Genomic DNA, 15,270 nt, shown 5'->3' on the forward strand with positions numbered 1-15,270 from the left:
GTCGGTTGTTCTATGTGCCCTGGGACTGGCATGTGAAAAGCCCGCATCCCTTGGCGGCGCTGGAACCCATCATGATGCTGACCAGCCCTTGTCGCCTGACCCTGCTGTTCCTGGTGTCGGGGGCGGCGACGCGTTTCATGGCGGACAAGATGGCGGTGGGCGCCCTGACGCGGGCACGGGTGGCCCGCCTGCTGCCACCCCTCTTGCTGGCCATCTTCGTCGTCGTGCCGCCGCAGAGCTTTTTCGAGATCGTGGAGAAGATCGCGTATCCGGACACCTACGCCGCCTTCTACCTGAAATACGTCACGGCCAGCGGCCATTGGTGCCGGGGCGGCGACTGCCTGATGACGCCGACCTATAACCACATGTGGTTCGTGGCCTATCTGCTGGCCTACACCCTGGTTCTTTCCGCCCTGCTGGCGACCATGGCGGCCGGGCTGAAGCGGCTGGAGCGGGCGGTGGAGACGGCCCTGGGCGGCTGGCGCCTGCTGGTGCTGCCCATCCTGTTCTTGGGGGTGATGCGCTACGCCCTGCTGGACCGTTTCCCCATGACGCACTGGATCGTCAACGACTGGTACGACCACGCGCTGTCGTTCAGCGCCTTCCTGTTCGGCTTCCTGACGGCCCAATCGGAAACGCTGCGCCGGGGTTTCCTGCGCCTGCGTTGGCCGGCCTTGCTGGTGGCCCTGCCCGCCTATGGCGCCTTCGCCACCTATGCCTGGGCCTATCGCGCCGACGACGCCGTACCGCCGGAGACGTTGCGCGCCGTCATGCGCTTCGTCTACGCCGCGGACCAATGGGCCGCCATCGCCGCCGCGCTGGGCTTCGGTGCCCGGTACCTGAACCGGGACGGTGCCGCGCTGCGCTATCTGGTGCCGGCGGTCTTCCCCTTCTACCTGGTGCACCAGACGGCGACCGTGGTCCTGGGCCACTACCTGGCCAAGATGGCGCTACCCCAGGGGCTGGAGGCCGTGCTGCTGGTCCTGGGCACCTTCGCCGCCTGCTTCGCGGTTTATGAAAGCGTGCGGCGGGTTAACCTCCTGCGGCCCTGGTTCGGGTTGAAACCTCGCCCGTCCGCCAGCGTGGCGGTGCAGCCCCAGGCGGCTTGACTAGCTCATCAGGTTGGCGCGGGGCAGACTGATTCCGAGGGCCAGGCCCCCGTCCTGCCAATCGAAATTGAGCCGCCCGCCCAGCTGTCCCGCCAGCAGCAGCTGGCAGACGGTCAGGCCGAATCCCTTGCGCATCGGCGGGCGGACGTCCCGGAGGCCCCATTCCCGCCAGTTCAGGGACAGGGCGTCGTCATCATGCCGCCACGACAGGTCGACGTGGCCGTCCGGGTGGTTCAGCGCGCCGTAGCGGGCGGCATTACCCGCCAGTTCATACAGGGCCAGGCCCAGCGCCTGGGAGGCCTGTGGCCCCAGGACCATCTGCGGCCCGCCGTGGGTGACACGGGCGCTGTCGGAGTCGAAGGGGTCGAAGGAGATCTGGGCCAGGCTCTCCATGTCGATCCCCACCCAGTGGCGGCTGGCCACCTTGCTGTGGATGGCGGCCAGGGCGGAGATGCGCCCCTCCACCAGGGCGACGAAGTCGTCCACCGTGTCGGCGCGTGTCAGGCGCAGGATGGACTGCACCACGGCCAGCGCGTTCTTGGCGCGGTGGTCGACCTCCTGCATCAGGAAGGAGATTTGGCGTTCGGACCGGCGGTTCTGGGTGATGTCGCGCGCGATCTTGGACGCGCCGATCAGGTTGCCATCGGCGTCCAGCAAGGGCGACACGGTCAGCGAGATCTCCACCGTGTGCCCGCTCTTGTGCCGGCGCAGGGTTTCGAAATGGCTGATGCGCTCCCCCTGCTTCAGGCGGGAGAGGATGCCGGGCATCTCCGCTTCCCGCCCCGGTGGGGCCAGGACGGCGATGTTGTTGCCGATCATCTCATCGGCGGTGTAGCCGAACAGACGCTCAGCCGCCGCGTTCCAGCTGGTGACGGTGCCGTCCAGCGTTTTGCTGATGATGGCATCGTCGGATGAGTCGACGATCGCGGCCAGTATGGCGTGCGGGGACAAGGCTTCCATCGGTCGGCAGTGCCTCCAACCAACCCAAAAACAAGGTTAACGCCGGCCGACACCGGCTGGGCCGGGTTTGCGGGCGCCTGTCGTTGGGGACACTTCAAGGAGAGTTGTGAAACCCCATAGAAGATCAGGGCCCCCGCCGGCTGTCGCAGTCTGGCCCATCGCGCGGTCACACTTCAAACGGACCTTAGACCTATACCCACGGCCCGCGTCTTGGCGCCCTCGATAATCGATAGGGCATACATCTATTCTAGAATAACTCTGATTTATAGCGACGGCTGGCCGGAATGACCGCGCCATTGCGCAGGGTAAGGTCCATATCGCCGGACGGGCGGCTGTCGACACGGACGATGGCATCGCGGTTCACCAGGTGCGAGCGGTGAACCCGGGCGAAGTCGAGCGGTGGCAATTCCGCCTGGAACTCCGCCAGCGGGCGGCGCACCAGATGCGTCGCGTCGGCCGTCACCACCTCGGCATAATTGCCGGCCGACCTGACCAGCAGAATATCGGCCGGGTTCAGATACAGCCGGCGGGAGCCCAGTTTCAATTCCACGCGGATCGGCGGGGCTGGGGTCGGCGGGGCCGGGGCCGGCGGCGGCTGCGCTACCGGTGCCGCTGCGGCGGCGTTGGCCGTCGCCTCGATCAGGGCCAGGGACCGCGACAGGCGGATCAGATGCCGCACGCCCACCACCACCAGCACGATCAGCAGGTAGGTCAGCAGATCCTTGCGGAATTCATAGGGCAGGTCATCCCGCCAGTCATCGAAGTCGTAGCTCTGCCCCAGGGCGCCATAAGCGGCCATGCGCAGCATCATCATGGCCGCCAGGTGCAGGGCGCTGAAGGCCGCGGCGGAGATCGCGTACTGCCCGATGAAGCGCAGCGGGGCCTCCCCCCAGCTTGGCGTATGATTGATGGACCAGCGCACCAGGGGCAGTACCAGCAGCAGGGCCACGCCGCTGGAATATTCCCACAGGAAGGGCTCCCACGTCGGGATGGCGCGGTTGGTCCGCTCATATTCCGCCAGCAGGGAGAAGGCGTTGATGGTGGTGGGCAGGAACGCGAATCCCAGCCAGACCAGGGCCCAGGCTTTGAGGGTGGGCTTATTCCAGAGGGATGTAAGGCGGTTCACCACCGGTCCCGTTTTTCCATCCGCCTGTCCCGGCTTCCCCACCATCCATCCCCATCGATCACGCGAAATCCGCCGTCCGCGTCACGAAAATGGCCGGACATGCCATCGCGGGACAGCGTAGGACATCGTACCCCCGGGCCGCCACCCGCCAGACGTCTTACGACCAGAGGCCGAAAGAACATGATGACCTCCCGTCCAGCGCCTACCGTGACCCGCCGTCCCGACCTGGACTGGATCAGGGTGTTGGCCTTTTTCACCCTGATCGTCTTTCACGTCGGCATGTTCTATGGGCCGTGGGAATGGCATGTGAAAAGCCCCCATGAGATCCCGGAAATGGCGCCCATCCTGATGGCCACCAGCCCCTGGCGCCTGACGCTGCTGTTCCTGGTGTCCGGTGCCGCCACTCGTTTCATGGCTGACAAGATGACGGTGCGGGCCCTGACCCGGGCGCGGCTGGCCCGCCTGGTGCCGCCCTTGGCGCTGGCCGTCCTGGTGCTGGTGCCGCCGCAGACCTATTACCAGGTGATCGAGCAGGCGGTGACGCCGGTGGAGACCTTCTATCCCGCCTTCTATCTGAAGTACCTGTCGGGCACGGGCCACTGGTGCCGGGTCAACGATTGCCTGACCACGCCCACCTATAACCATATGTGGTTTGTTTCTTATCTGCTGGTGTACAGCCTGGCGCTGTCGGCCCTGCTGGCCCTGGCCGGTACCCGTCTGCGCGCGGTGGGCGACCTGCTGGAGACGCGCCTGACCGGCTGGCGGCTCCTGGTCCTGCCCTTCGTGGGCCTGCTGGCGTTGGACCTGCTGCAGCTGCGCTTTCCCATCACCCACTGGCTGCTGCACGACTGGTACAACCATGTCCTCTCATTCACGGCCTTCCTCTTCGGCTTCCTGATCGCCAAGTCGTTGCCGCTACGCGACGCCTTCGTCCGCTGGCGCTGGTGGGGGCTGGTCCTGGCCGTTCCGGCCTATGCCGTCGTCGCTTACTATACCTGGATCTTCCCTTTCGGCGGGCCCACACCGCCGCTGGGCCTGCGCGCCGCCATGCGTGTCGTTTACGCGCTGCAGCAGTGGGGGGCCATCGTCGCCGCCCTGGGCTTTGGCGCCCGCCACCTGAACCGCGATGGCCCGGTGCTGCGCTATCTGGTGCAGGCGGTGTTTCCCTTCTACCTGGTGCACCAGACCATCACCGTGGTGGCGGGTCATAACCTGGCGCCCCTGGGCCTGAACCAAGGGGTGGAGGCGGCCCTGCTGGTGGTCATCACCTTCATCGGATGCTTCGCCACCTATGAGATCGTGCGCCGGGTGAATTTCCTGCGGCCCTGGTTCGGGCTGAAGCGCATGGCCCCTGTCCGGAGTCCGGACACCGCCAAGGCCCCGGAAACCCAGCCGCAGGGGCAGGCGCAACCGGTGCAGGCGTGAGAGGCGCCTATCCCGAAGATGGATTTGCATTTAAATAAAATCCATTAGGTATGTCGCAAAGTTTAAACCCAAATTTAACGCGGCTGTGATTATCCGGGAGGCGCGGCGGTTTGTAAGGTGGATGCGTGCCCCGGCCGTTTCGCCGGTCCCGGGGCCTTCCCGCACCTGCCAGGATGGCCGCCCGCATGCGCCAGACCCTCCCCGCCCGCAAGACCTTCTCCCTCGCGTCCTTTTCCAAGTTCACGTCAGCCGTGAACACCCTCCTGGCGCCTGTGCTGTCCAGCAAGGCGGCTGTGGTTGCCGGCCGTGGCCTGGCGCGGTTGGGAAGCGTGCTGGGCCGCCTGGTGCCGCGCCCCACCCGGTTGCGCTCTAAGTTCATGGTGGTGGGTGGGACCTTGCTATTCCTGGTCCTGCTGCAGAGCGCCATCGGCATCGGCATCGCCCGCCAGTCCCGCTCCATCCTGGAGGGCACCACCGCCCAGACCGATGGCGCCATGGCCGACCTGGGCTTGGCCGCCACCTTGAAGAACATGCAGGTGCAGGTGCTGCTGACCCAGACGCTGATGGGCACGCTGGCCGTCGCCGAGCCGGCGGAGTTGAACAATTCCCTGCGCGCCATCGCCACCACCTATGCCGCCGGGCTGGAGGAGGTGCGCCGGGTCGCCGCCCGGGAACGGGCGGCCGGCAGCAATGAGAACAGCCCGCTGGGTGACGTGGCCACCAAGGTGCAGATGGCCAAGACCCAGTTCGACGCCCTGCAGGAAACCGCCCAGGCGCTGAAGCCCCTTGCCGGCCGCTCCGCCGCGCCGGCGGATCAACTGTTGAAGCTGTCGGCCCAGGTCGACGGCCTGAACGACCACCTGGACCGCATGGCGGAGACCATGAAGCTGGTGGCCAAGGGTGACCAGGCCCAGGTCCGCGCCGGCAACCAGGCGGCGCTGGGCGTCATCGACGACCTTAACCACGGCATCCAGGTCAGCACGGCGCTGGGCCTGGTGCTGTGCGGCTTGGCGGCGCTGTTCCTGATGCGGGGCGTGCTGTCGCCCCTGCTGGCCGTGGCCGGCGCCACCCGGTCCCTGGCCGGCGGCCAGCTTGACGTGGCCCTGCCCGCCGCCCGCAAGGATGAGATCGGCGAGATGGTGGACAGCCTGTCCGTCTTCCGCGACAACGCGCGCGCTGTGGAGCGCCTGAACGTGGAGCGCGACCAGGAGCGCACCCGGGCGGAGGAGATGCGGCGCAGCGCCCTGGAGCACACGGCCCACAGCTTCGAGACCAAGGCCGGCCGCATCCTGGGCTCTGTCACCGAGGCCGCCCACGGCTTGGTGGAAACGGCGCGTTCCGTGTCGCGCACCGCTGCCGGCGCCTCCACCGCCGCCAGCGCGGCGGAGACGGCCGCCCAGTCTGCCAACAGCACCATCCAGGGCGCCGTGACCGCCGCCGATGAACTTCGGGCCACCACGGCGCATGTCCTTGAAAGCGTGGCGGAGGCCGCCAAGCTGGCCCGCGCCACCGCCGACAGCACCAAGGGCACCAGTGAACTGATTGAGCGGCTGACCGTGGCCTCGCGCCGCATCACCGATGTCGTCGCCCTGATCCAGACCATCGCCGGGCAGACCAACCTGCTGGCGCTGAACGCCACCATCGAGGCGGCGCGGGCGGGCGACGCTGGCCGCGGCTTCGCCGTGGTGGCCAGTGAGGTCAAGGGTCTGGCCGGCCAGACGGCCCAGGCCACCCAGGAGATCCAGGCGGAAATCGCCGCCATGCAGGCGGCCATCGCCCAGGCGGTGGACGCCTTCCGCGACATCGTCGGCGCGGTGCAGCGCATCGACCAGGTGAACGACGGCATCAAGCGCACGATCAATGACCAGGCCCGCGCCACCCACGCCATCGCCATCACCATGACCGACGCAGCCCAGGGCGTCACCCGGGTGGGCGGTGATATCGGCAGCGTCGCGCGGGCCGCCAACGATACCGGCCTCGCCACCAGTCAGGTGTTCACCGCCAGCAGTGACCTGTCGGTTCAGGCCCAGGAACTGCAGCGCGCCGTGGCCGACTTCTTGTCCGCCATCGTCGCCGCCTGAGGCGAAGCGCTTACCGCTGACTTGAGATGCAGTGCCGCAGTCTCGGGAGAAAGGCCTCTCCCGAGTCGGTGGCATTTGGCCATGCGACTCCCTGATTCCACCCTTAGCCCGAGCAACCGCGCAAAGGTCCCGCATCTTTTCGTCAGGTGCCGGGCGCCAGGACGCGCTGGCGGCGCATAAAGAACTACCTCTGCAGTAGGGGGATGCCGGATGGGAGGCTATCCCCTACTTTGTAGTCTGTCAGGCATATTCGAATTCACTTATTTACCGCATGTAAACTTGTTTACGATGTCCTGTGTGTGACCGTCCCGGTACGGCCCATCCCTTCCCCGGTGCCCATGCGCCCCGGCGGGCGGTCGGCGCCGGGCGACGGACATAGGCGACGATCCCGTGCTGGGGGGTGCCGTGTATCGGCCCTTGATGGCGGTGATCGAAAGGCCAAGTCCCCGGACTTTCCACGCCTGCGGAGATGCCGGGGAGACTGCCTTGCCCCTCACGTGCGACAGGATTTTAAGACATGACAACGACAGAAAAGCCCAATACCGGCCGGGGCAAGACCCGTAAGCGTACCATGCTGGCCGCTGAGGAAGAGACTGGCACCAGTGTCGACAGCTATGTCGGCGGGCGCGTGCGCCTGCGTCGCACGCTGATCGGCATGAGCCAGGAAAAGCTGGGCGAGGCCATTGGCCTGACCTTCCAGCAGGTGCAGAAGTATGAGCGGGGCGCCAACCGCATCTCCGCCTCCATGCTGCATAAGATCGCCCAGGTCCTGGACGTTCCCATCAGCTTCTTCTTCGACGGCCTGGGCCCCCAGGGCCAGATTCCGGCGCCGGCCATCGAGGCGGCGGTGGAAGGCGGTCGCCCGCCCAGCGAGCGGCGCGAGACCCTGGAACTGGTGCGCGCCTATTCCCGCATCACGGAAAGCTCCGTGCGCGACAGCATCATGGCGCTGGCCAAGTCCCTGGCCAACCACAACGGCTGATCCCCTCATAAAGGCTGATCAGGCAAGCCGTTAAGGCCTAGCCGTTTTGCGCTGCGGCATGACTGGAACCATCCAGGCCGCAGACCGCTTTAAAAAGCCGGATGATGACAAGATGGTCATCATCCGGCTTTTTGTTTGCACTGATGCCGCGTCACCGATGTCTTCGATGGGCATGCGGCCATTGTCCGCCCTGCAACGCCAGCGTAGCGGACATGCGCCGTGAAAGCAGGAAGACTGTGGTGCGGGGCCGTTACGCATGAGGCTTGTAAAACTTTCCTTAACCGCTGGGGCAGATAGTGATGGACAGGGGGCAAGACGACACCACGCAGGGGTCGCGACCAGCCACTTCCGAGCCAATACTCATTCCGCTTCCGGTTCCATTAACCTTCTATTCGCTCACACCCTTTGGGTGCGGACCGATTGATCGAAAGGGTGTGACCTGGCACGCGGGGCGAGCCGGGCATGCACGCTGGTTAAATCAAGGCTGCATCAAACGAGGGCTCGGAACTGACTTTCTGGTTGCGGCACCGCAGCAAAAAACTGGTATCGTTGCCTTGAGCCGGGATGGATGCCATGACAACTTTATCTCTCAAGAAGCCTCTGGGCTTTGAAACTAAACTAACTCTCGACGCCGCGCAGCGCGGCACGGTCGGTGATCGCGGCGCAACAAAGCGCGTCGTGGTGCTGGATCGGGCTCCGACGCCGGTCCGAAGCCGGGACCACGGCGGCGCCAATCGCGATAGCGGGCGCTTCGATCGTGGGGACCGCCAGCCGGAACCTGATTTCCAGGAGCGGCGCCAGCCCCGGGGGGAGGCGCCCTACCGCCCCGCGCACCATGATTACGATCGGCCGGACAGCGATTTCCGCCCCAATTACCGGGCGCTGGAGAACCGTCCGCAGGACAACCGCGACAGTCGCCCTTATGGCGGCGAACAGCGCGGCCGTCCCGCCCGTCCCGGTACCCGCCCGCCCCATGGCGTTGGCCGTGGCCGCGAGGATGACGCCAGTGACCGGCCGCATGTCCTGTGGCCGCCCCGCGTGGTGGTGAACGATTTCGACGGCAACAGCATCTCCCTGCCCCGCGTGGCTGGGACGGCGCTGGAGTTGCCGGAGGATATGGCCAAGATCCACGCCCAGTTGGGCCGCCGCTTCCCCGAAGCGTTCCCTGAGGATCTGGTGCCGCTGAGCCTGACCGTGGAAAAGGAACTGGCCCGCGCCCTGGGCGACGCCGACCTGATCGCGGCCGCCGAGGCGTTCCTGTTCGTCTACCGCGCCCACCCGGCCTATCTGGCCGCCGTGGTGCGCAACACCCGCCGCGTCACGCTGGACGGCGCCCGGGCGGAGCGTATAGAGCCGGAAGAGCGTGAGCAGGCGCTGTGGACCCTGCGCGCCCTGGACACCACGTTCCAGTAATTCGCGAGTCTTCCAGGGGGCATCCCGGCCCCTCAAGGAAACGGCCTCCTCAGTGATGGGGAGGCCGTTTTGACTCCGGTGCATTCGCCGGGGTGGATTCGCCCGTCAAGTCAGCGGGGGCGGCGCCTCTTCGACATCGGACAGGAAGCGCTCGCGCAGCAATTCCCAATCCTGGCGGCCATATTCCACCGCCGACTGGGCCACGGCCACGGCGCGTTCCAGGTCCGCCGCCACGCAGGCCTCATGCAGGGCCATGGCCAAGTCCTGCAGGCGGATCAGGCCACAGGTGCCGGCGGTGGCCATCAGGTCATGCGACTCGGCCCGCAGGGCCTTCAGGTCGCGGTTGCGCGCGGCTTCCGCCAATGTCTCCACCCGCTGCTTACCCAGCGTCCAGAAACCCGTGACGATGCGGATGAAATCCGGCCGGGCCGCCATGGTGGCCAGTTCGCCCAGCCTGTCCTCCGCCAGGATGCCGAACAGCGGCGGCACGCTGGCGACCGTCTGGTTCGTCACGCCAGGCTCCGCCGCCTGGCCGCAGGCCCAATGCACCACCTTGCCGATGAAATGGCCGCGGTCGAAAGGCTTGGCCACGTAATCGTCCATGCCGGCCGCCAGGTATTCCTCGCGCATGCCGGCCATGGCATTGGCGGTGATGGCGATGATGGGCATGCGGGCGCCCATGGCGCGCATGCGGCGGGTGGCCTCGATGCCGTCCATGCGTGGCATCTGGATGTCCATCAGCACAAGATCAAAGCGACGGCAGCGCACCGCCTCCAACGCGTCGACGCCGTCCTGCACCAGCACCGCCTCGAAGCCCTCTTTGGCCAGCATCAGGCTGGCTACCTCCTGGTTCACCGGATTGTCCTCCACCAGCAGGACGCAGCGGCCCACGCCTCGCCCCTGGGAGGGTGAGGGCGGGGCGCTGCTGCCGCCCCAGACCGCTGGCGACGGCCGGCTGGCGGGTAAAGGTGCCGTGAAGCCTTCCTGGAAGGGTTGTTCCGCCGGCTCCAGGGGCACCGTGAACCAAAAGGTGCTGCCGGATCCCGGTTCGCTGGACACACCGATGGTGCCGCCCATCAGCTGCACCAGCTGGCGGCAAATGGCCAGGCCCAGACCGGTGCCACCGAAACGGCGGGTAATGGAGGTATCCGCCTGGCTGAAACTCTCGAACAGGCGAGCCGCCTGTTCGGCATTGATGCCTATGCCAGTGTCGCGCACCTCACCACGCAGACTCATGCCCGACTTGCCGCCGGTGCGCGCCTGGGGCGTGAGCGCCAGGCTGACCGCCACCTCCCCACCTGAGGTGAATTTGATGGCGTTTCCGACCAAGTTCACCAGGATCTGGCGCAGGCGGGTGGGGTCGCCACGCACCAGCGCCAGCCGGTCGCCCGTCCCCTCGCCCAGGCCTTCCACTAGACCGGCCTGGTCACCGGCCAGCAGCTGGGTGTGGAAGGCCAGTCCTTTTTCCCGTGCCCGGGGGGCGAGGATGGTGGCGACACCATCCAACAGACCGCCCAGCGAGAAGTCCACCACGTCCAGCTCTACCTTGCCGGCCTCCAGCTTGGAGATGTCCAGAATGTCGTCGATGACACCCAGCAGGGCCTCGGCGCTTTCACGGATGGCCTGGGCGAACCCGCGCTGTTCCTCATTCAGGGGGGTGTCCAGCAGCAGCTGCACCATGCCCATGACGCCGTTCATGGGGGTACGGATCTCATGACTCATGTTGGCCAGGAATTCAGACTTGCTCTGGCTGGCGGCCTGCGCCTGCACCCGCGCGCGGTCCAGGTCGCGCGCCAGCACGGCCAGGTCATGGGCCTGGCGCTCCAGCCGCTCCTGCTTTTCCGTCAGGGCGGCGTTGGTGGCTTTCAGGTCCCGCGTGCGGCGGGCGACGTCGCCCTCCAACCCTTCCAGCAGGCTGACGTTGTCAAATCCGGCCGGGATTTTGGTGGCGAACAGCTCCAGCAGGCGCTGGTCCATGGCCGACGGCGGTTCCTGCGCCTTGATCAGCACGACCGTGCGTCCCACCTCCCGGCTGGCGATGTGCAGCACGCTCAACTCGTCCACGAACAGCGAGCGCTTGGTCCCGAGCGCCCGCTCGATCAGGTCGACGCTGGGAATGGCGGCGCCCGGCAGGTCGTTGAGGTGGGCGTAAACGCCGCTGGCCGCCAGCACGCCCAGCGGCTGGCCCTCCAGCGCGTGCACGCAGACCACGCCGAGGGGCGAACAGCTGAGGAAACTGCCCACCTGGGTCAGGACACCGGTGGCGAAGTCGCGCATGGAGCGAATCTGGAACAGGGTGGCCGCACTGTCGATGATACGCTCCAACCCGCGCTTGTTCTCCTCCAGCGCCATGATGTGCCCGTAGGAGCGAAGCGCGGTGATGATGGTGCTGGTCAGCCGCGCGGCGCTCAAGTCGGCCTTGGGCCGGTAGTCGTCGATGTCGTAGTCGACGATCACCTGCTCCTCCGGCGCCATGCCGGGCTGACCTGTGCGCAGGATGATGCGCACGGCCTCGTTACCCAGTTCGCGGCGGATGCGGCGTGCCAGCACCAGGCCGGCGTCGTCGGTTTCCATCACCACGTCCAACAGGACGATGGCGATGTCCGTCTCCTCCGCCAGCACCTTGAACCCCTCCGCGCCGGAATGGGCTGACAGGATCTCGATCTTGCGGTCCCGGAAGCGCAGGCGGCTCAGGACCATGCGGGTCAGGGCGTGGACCTCGGTGTCGTCATCGACGACCAGGACCTTCCAGGGCGGCAGGATGTCCGCCCGGCGGGAGCCGTTTCCCGCATCCTCATCGTCCTGCCACATGGCCCCGTCCATATCCTGCATTGGCCATTCTTCCCTTGGGGGCATCGGCCCCATATCCAGTGAAACCGCCCTCTGCCAGGCTGTTTCCCATCTAGCCTGCCCCTTTGGAGAAAAGGCGGCTGATTACACCAAACTATCGCAGATGTTGGGGCCGTGACACGCCTCTTAAGGTTTCATCGGCCGCCAGCGACAGCTTTTCCAAGTTGGCGCGTATATCCGTCAAGCCGGTTCTAGAACGGCGAAGACGAACCTGACGAGGCTTGTAGATCCATGTCCCGCTTCCGTAATCAACTTTTGTCGACCCTGGCGGTCGGCGTCTTTGCCGTCGGCATCGCGGCTGGCGCCTTCGCCCAGGAAAAGGCCCCGCCCGCTCCGCCGGCACCTCATGAGCGCCACCATGGCGGCCCATGGGAACATGTGGATGGCCGGCTGGCCTACTTGAAGGCTGAACTGAAGATCACTGCCGCCCAGGAAGGCCAGTGGAAGAAGTTCGAAGCCCTGGTCCGCGCCAACGCCGAGGAAATGAAGCAGAAGGCCGCGACGTTCGAGGCCGAGCACAAGGCGCGCTGGGAAAAGATCGAGGCGGCCCGGAAGGCCGGCCAGCCGGTGGAGCCCCCCGCCCCGCCCTCGCTGACCGAGCGCCTGGACCGCGCCGAGAAGATGGCGGCGGAGCACGCCAAGCACGCCAGCGAATTCAAGGCTGTGCTGACCCCGCTGTACGCCAGCTTCAGCCCGGAGCAGAAGGAAACGGCCGACAAGATGCTGGCGCACTTCGGCGGCCCCGGCGGACGTCCCGGCTTCGGTCATCACGGCTTTGGCCATCATGACTTCGGCGGCCCGCGCTTCGGTGGCGGCCACCCGGGGTTCGGCGGTGACCAGGGCCCGCACGGCGGCCCCGGCCGCCCCGGCCCCGACGGCGATGACGACGGCGACATGCCGCCCCCGCCGGACATGGATGACGCCAACTGATCCTGACGGATTGGGTGCCCAGTAAAGAAGATGGCGGCGGATCGTTGGGATCCGTCGCCATTTTTGTTCGCATCACGTGCGGTTGGGAACCAGCGACACCAGGCAGGCGGCCGCCGCCGGCACCGCCATCAGCAGGTACAGCCAGTGCGCCGCCGACTGGCCGCCGGCCTGCCCGCCCGGGTCCACCAGCCCGGCGCTGTTGGCGATGACGCCGGACAGTGCCGCGCCGAAAGCCCCACCCAGCGACTGCATCGTGGCGATGGCGGCCGACGCCTTGTCTTGCTCGGCCGCATCCGCCCATTTCACGACGCCGGCCACCAGATGGGCCCAGCACAGGCCGACGCCACCGCCCATCAGCAGCATCGCCAGGACCGCCGGCGCCATGACGGCTAGGCCGTCCCATTCCAAGGCCCAAACCTCGCCGCCGCCAAGCAGGGGCGCCAGCGCCAGGGTGGCGCCGGCCTCCAACGCGCAGCCGGCGGTGACCGCCCAGGCGGCCCGCCGGCCACTGAGCGTTCCGGTGAAGAAGGCGGTCAGCGTCCAGCCCAGGGCCACCAGGGCCACGAGGTAACCGGACGCCAATGGCGCCACCCCGTGCAGGGTTTGGAGGAAATAGGGAATGTAGACGTCGCTGGACACGGTGACGATCACCGCCACCATGACCAGATACAGCCGGGCGATGGGCTGGGTGACCGTCACCGCCCCCTGGGGCAGCAGGCGGGTGGCGGCACGGTGCTCCACCCCCAGCATGACGACCATAAGCGCCAATGAGGCCAGCAGCAGCGCCACTTTGATGCCCGTTCGCTCCTCCGTCCCGGCGGTGCTGACCAGCAGCACGGCGACCAGCAGCAGGCCGATCTGGGGCAGCGGCGTGCGGGCGTCCGTCCGCTCGTCGGCCACCGCCGGCAGCAGACGCCCGGCAAAGGCCGCCATCAGCAGGGCCGGCGGCAGCAGCACGTAAAAGGCCAGCCGCCAGTCCGATCCGTCAGCGAACAGGCCGCCGGCGGTGGGGCCCAGGAAGGTGGCGATACCCCAGACGGCGGCATAGAGGGTGGAGGCCTTGCGCCACAGCGGTTCCGGATAGACGTGGCGGATGAAGGCGTATGCCAGGCCGGACAGCATGCCGGCCCCCAGGCCCTGCACCGTGCGGCCCATCAGCACCACGGCCATGGTCGGGGCCAGGGCGCACACCAGGCTGCCGGCGCTGAACACCAGGGCGCCCACGGTATAGACACCGCGCAGACTCAGCGTCCGGGGGCGCAGGGCGACGAACAGCGATCCCAGGATGGCGGCGGCCACATACAAGGTCGTAACCCAGGCGAACAGCTCCAGCCCGCCGATATCGCGAACGATGGAGGGTGCCACCGTGGCGGTGACGTAGGTCTCCACCGCGAACAGGGTGACGCCGCCGCCCAGCATGAGGGTGGCGGGCAACAGGGCAGTTCCGAACAGCTGGAAGACGGAGGCCGGAACGGCGTCCCGGTCTTGATCAGGCTTGGGATGGGCGGACATGAGGGAGCTTTTCCTTGCGGGCTTATCCTTGACCTGCCGGATAATTTTTTCCAAGTTATTAATTGGAAAATATCCATCCCACTTATTAAAGCAAGCTATAACTTGGAAATATGATGCGCCAGCCGTCCGTGAACCGCCTGCTGCTGCTGCTGAAGACGGATGGCGCCCAGGCCACCGCCGGCCTGGCCACAGCCTTGGGCATCACCGGCGAGGCGGCGCGCCAGCAGTTGGCACGCCTGGCGGAGGACGGGCTGGTGGAAAGCGTCAGCGAGGGCGCCGCCGGCCGGGGACGACCCCGCCAGCTGTGGCATCTGACCTCGGCCGGCCATGCCCGGTTTCCCGACGGCCACGCCGCGCTGACCACCACCCTGCTGTCCACGCTGGTGGCCCAGTTGGGCGCCGGCGCCCTGGACACCGTCATCACCGCCCGTGAAACGACCATCCTGGCCCGCTATAGCGCCGGACTGGCCGACGCGTCCGACCTCGCCACCCGTATCAGTCGCCTGACCACCCTACGCACGGCCGAGGGCTACATGGCTGACAGTTGGCGGGAGGTGGACGGCAGTTGGCTGCTGGTGGAGAACCACTGCCCCATCTGCGCCGCCGCCACCGCCTGTGCCGGCTTCTGCCGGTCGGAACTGGAAACCTTTCGGGCCCTGCTGCCCGGCGCCCGGGTGGAACGTGCGGAGCACATTCCCCAGGGGGCCCGGCGCTGCGCCTATCGCATCGTGGAGGATAGATAGGGGGATAAGGCGACTACGCCCCGTCATCCCTATCAGATTTCAAATTGAGACACCGCCAAGGTGCCTAGAGCGGAACGCGATCAGGTGGAATCACCTGATCGTGTAAATCCGCTCTATCACGGACAGGGTTAGAGCGGGT

Annotated in this window: 12 protein-coding genes; 8 read left to right on the top strand and 4 right to left on the bottom strand. The window is 66.9% G+C overall.

Features of this window, described 5'->3' with window-relative positions; translation table 11 throughout:
* Positions 1-1,109 (top strand): acyltransferase family protein (locus I55_RS11905; RefSeq protein ID WP_044560784.1); only part of this gene is annotated, 1,109 nt, incomplete at its 5' end.
* On the opposite strand, the gene I55_RS11910 is transcribed toward I55_RS11905, so the two are convergent.
* The gene (locus I55_RS11910; RefSeq protein WP_044560785.1) at positions 1,110-2,069 is read right to left on the bottom strand and encodes a PAS domain S-box protein; all 960 of its coding nucleotides are present in this window, start codon (positions 2,067-2,069) and stop codon (positions 1,110-1,112) included.
* A 247-nt stretch (positions 2,070-2,316) separates the two neighbouring features.
* Complete coding sequence (locus I55_RS11915) at positions 2,317-3,195, bottom strand: LytTR family DNA-binding domain-containing protein (RefSeq protein ID WP_159107174.1); 879 nt, start codon at positions 3,193-3,195, stop codon at positions 2,317-2,319.
* A 180-nt stretch (positions 3,196-3,375) separates the two neighbouring features.
* Here I55_RS11915 and I55_RS11920 point away from each other — a divergent pair, with 180 nt between their 5' ends.
* The 5 genes from I55_RS11920 (at position 3,376) to I55_RS11935 (ending at position 9,096) form a co-directional block, all read left to right on the top strand.
* Positions 3,376-4,620, top strand: a complete 1,245-nt coding sequence (locus I55_RS11920; RefSeq protein ID WP_199902566.1) for an acyltransferase family protein — start codon at positions 3,376-3,378, stop codon at positions 4,618-4,620.
* Positions 4,621-4,805: 185 nt separating this feature from the next.
* Positions 4,806-6,701 (top strand): methyl-accepting chemotaxis protein, encoded by a 1,896-nt coding sequence (locus I55_RS32995; protein ID WP_049974047.1) that lies wholly within the window; start codon positions 4,806-4,808, stop codon positions 6,699-6,701.
* Positions 6,702-7,272: 571 nt separating this feature from the next.
* The gene (locus tag I55_RS11930; RefSeq protein WP_044560789.1) at positions 7,273-7,683 is read left to right on the top strand and encodes a helix-turn-helix domain-containing protein; all 411 of its coding nucleotides are present in this window, start codon (positions 7,273-7,275) and stop codon (positions 7,681-7,683) included.
* A gap of 58 nt (positions 7,684-7,741) precedes the next feature.
* Positions 7,742-7,906 (top strand): hypothetical protein, encoded by a 165-nt coding sequence (locus I55_RS37015; protein WP_159107175.1) that lies wholly within the window; start codon positions 7,742-7,744, stop codon positions 7,904-7,906.
* Positions 7,907-8,256: 350 nt separating this feature from the next.
* Positions 8,257-9,096, top strand: coding sequence for a ProQ/FINO family protein (locus I55_RS11935; protein WP_159107176.1), 840 nt, complete (start codon positions 8,257-8,259; stop codon positions 9,094-9,096).
* 105 nt (positions 9,097-9,201) lie between these two features.
* On the opposite strand, the gene I55_RS33000 is transcribed toward I55_RS11935, so the two are convergent.
* The gene (locus I55_RS33000; RefSeq protein WP_049974048.1) at positions 9,202-11,928 is read right to left on the bottom strand and encodes a DUF3369 domain-containing protein; all 2,727 of its coding nucleotides are present in this window, start codon (positions 11,926-11,928) and stop codon (positions 9,202-9,204) included.
* Between the two features lie 249 nt (positions 11,929-12,177).
* Here I55_RS33000 and I55_RS11945 point away from each other — a divergent pair, with 249 nt between their 5' ends.
* Positions 12,178-12,876, top strand: coding sequence for a Spy/CpxP family protein refolding chaperone (locus tag I55_RS11945; protein WP_083901044.1), 699 nt, complete (start codon positions 12,178-12,180; stop codon positions 12,874-12,876).
* Positions 12,877-12,948: 72 nt separating this feature from the next.
* On the opposite strand, the gene I55_RS11950 is transcribed toward I55_RS11945, so the two are convergent.
* Positions 12,949-14,388, bottom strand: coding sequence for an MFS transporter (locus tag I55_RS11950; RefSeq protein ID WP_044560799.1), 1,440 nt, complete (start codon positions 14,386-14,388; stop codon positions 12,949-12,951).
* A 113-nt stretch (positions 14,389-14,501) separates the two neighbouring features.
* Between I55_RS11950 and I55_RS11955 the strand changes: the two genes are divergently transcribed.
* Complete coding sequence (locus I55_RS11955) at positions 14,502-15,131, top strand: metalloregulator ArsR/SmtB family transcription factor (RefSeq protein ID WP_044560803.1); 630 nt, start codon at positions 14,502-14,504, stop codon at positions 15,129-15,131.
* The last annotated feature ends 139 nt before the right edge of the window (positions 15,132-15,270 follow it).

The organism is Azospirillum sp. B4 (genome assembly GCF_000333275.1).
In the GTDB taxonomy this organism is placed as follows: Bacteria; Pseudomonadota; Alphaproteobacteria; order Azospirillales; family Azospirillaceae; genus Nitrospirillum.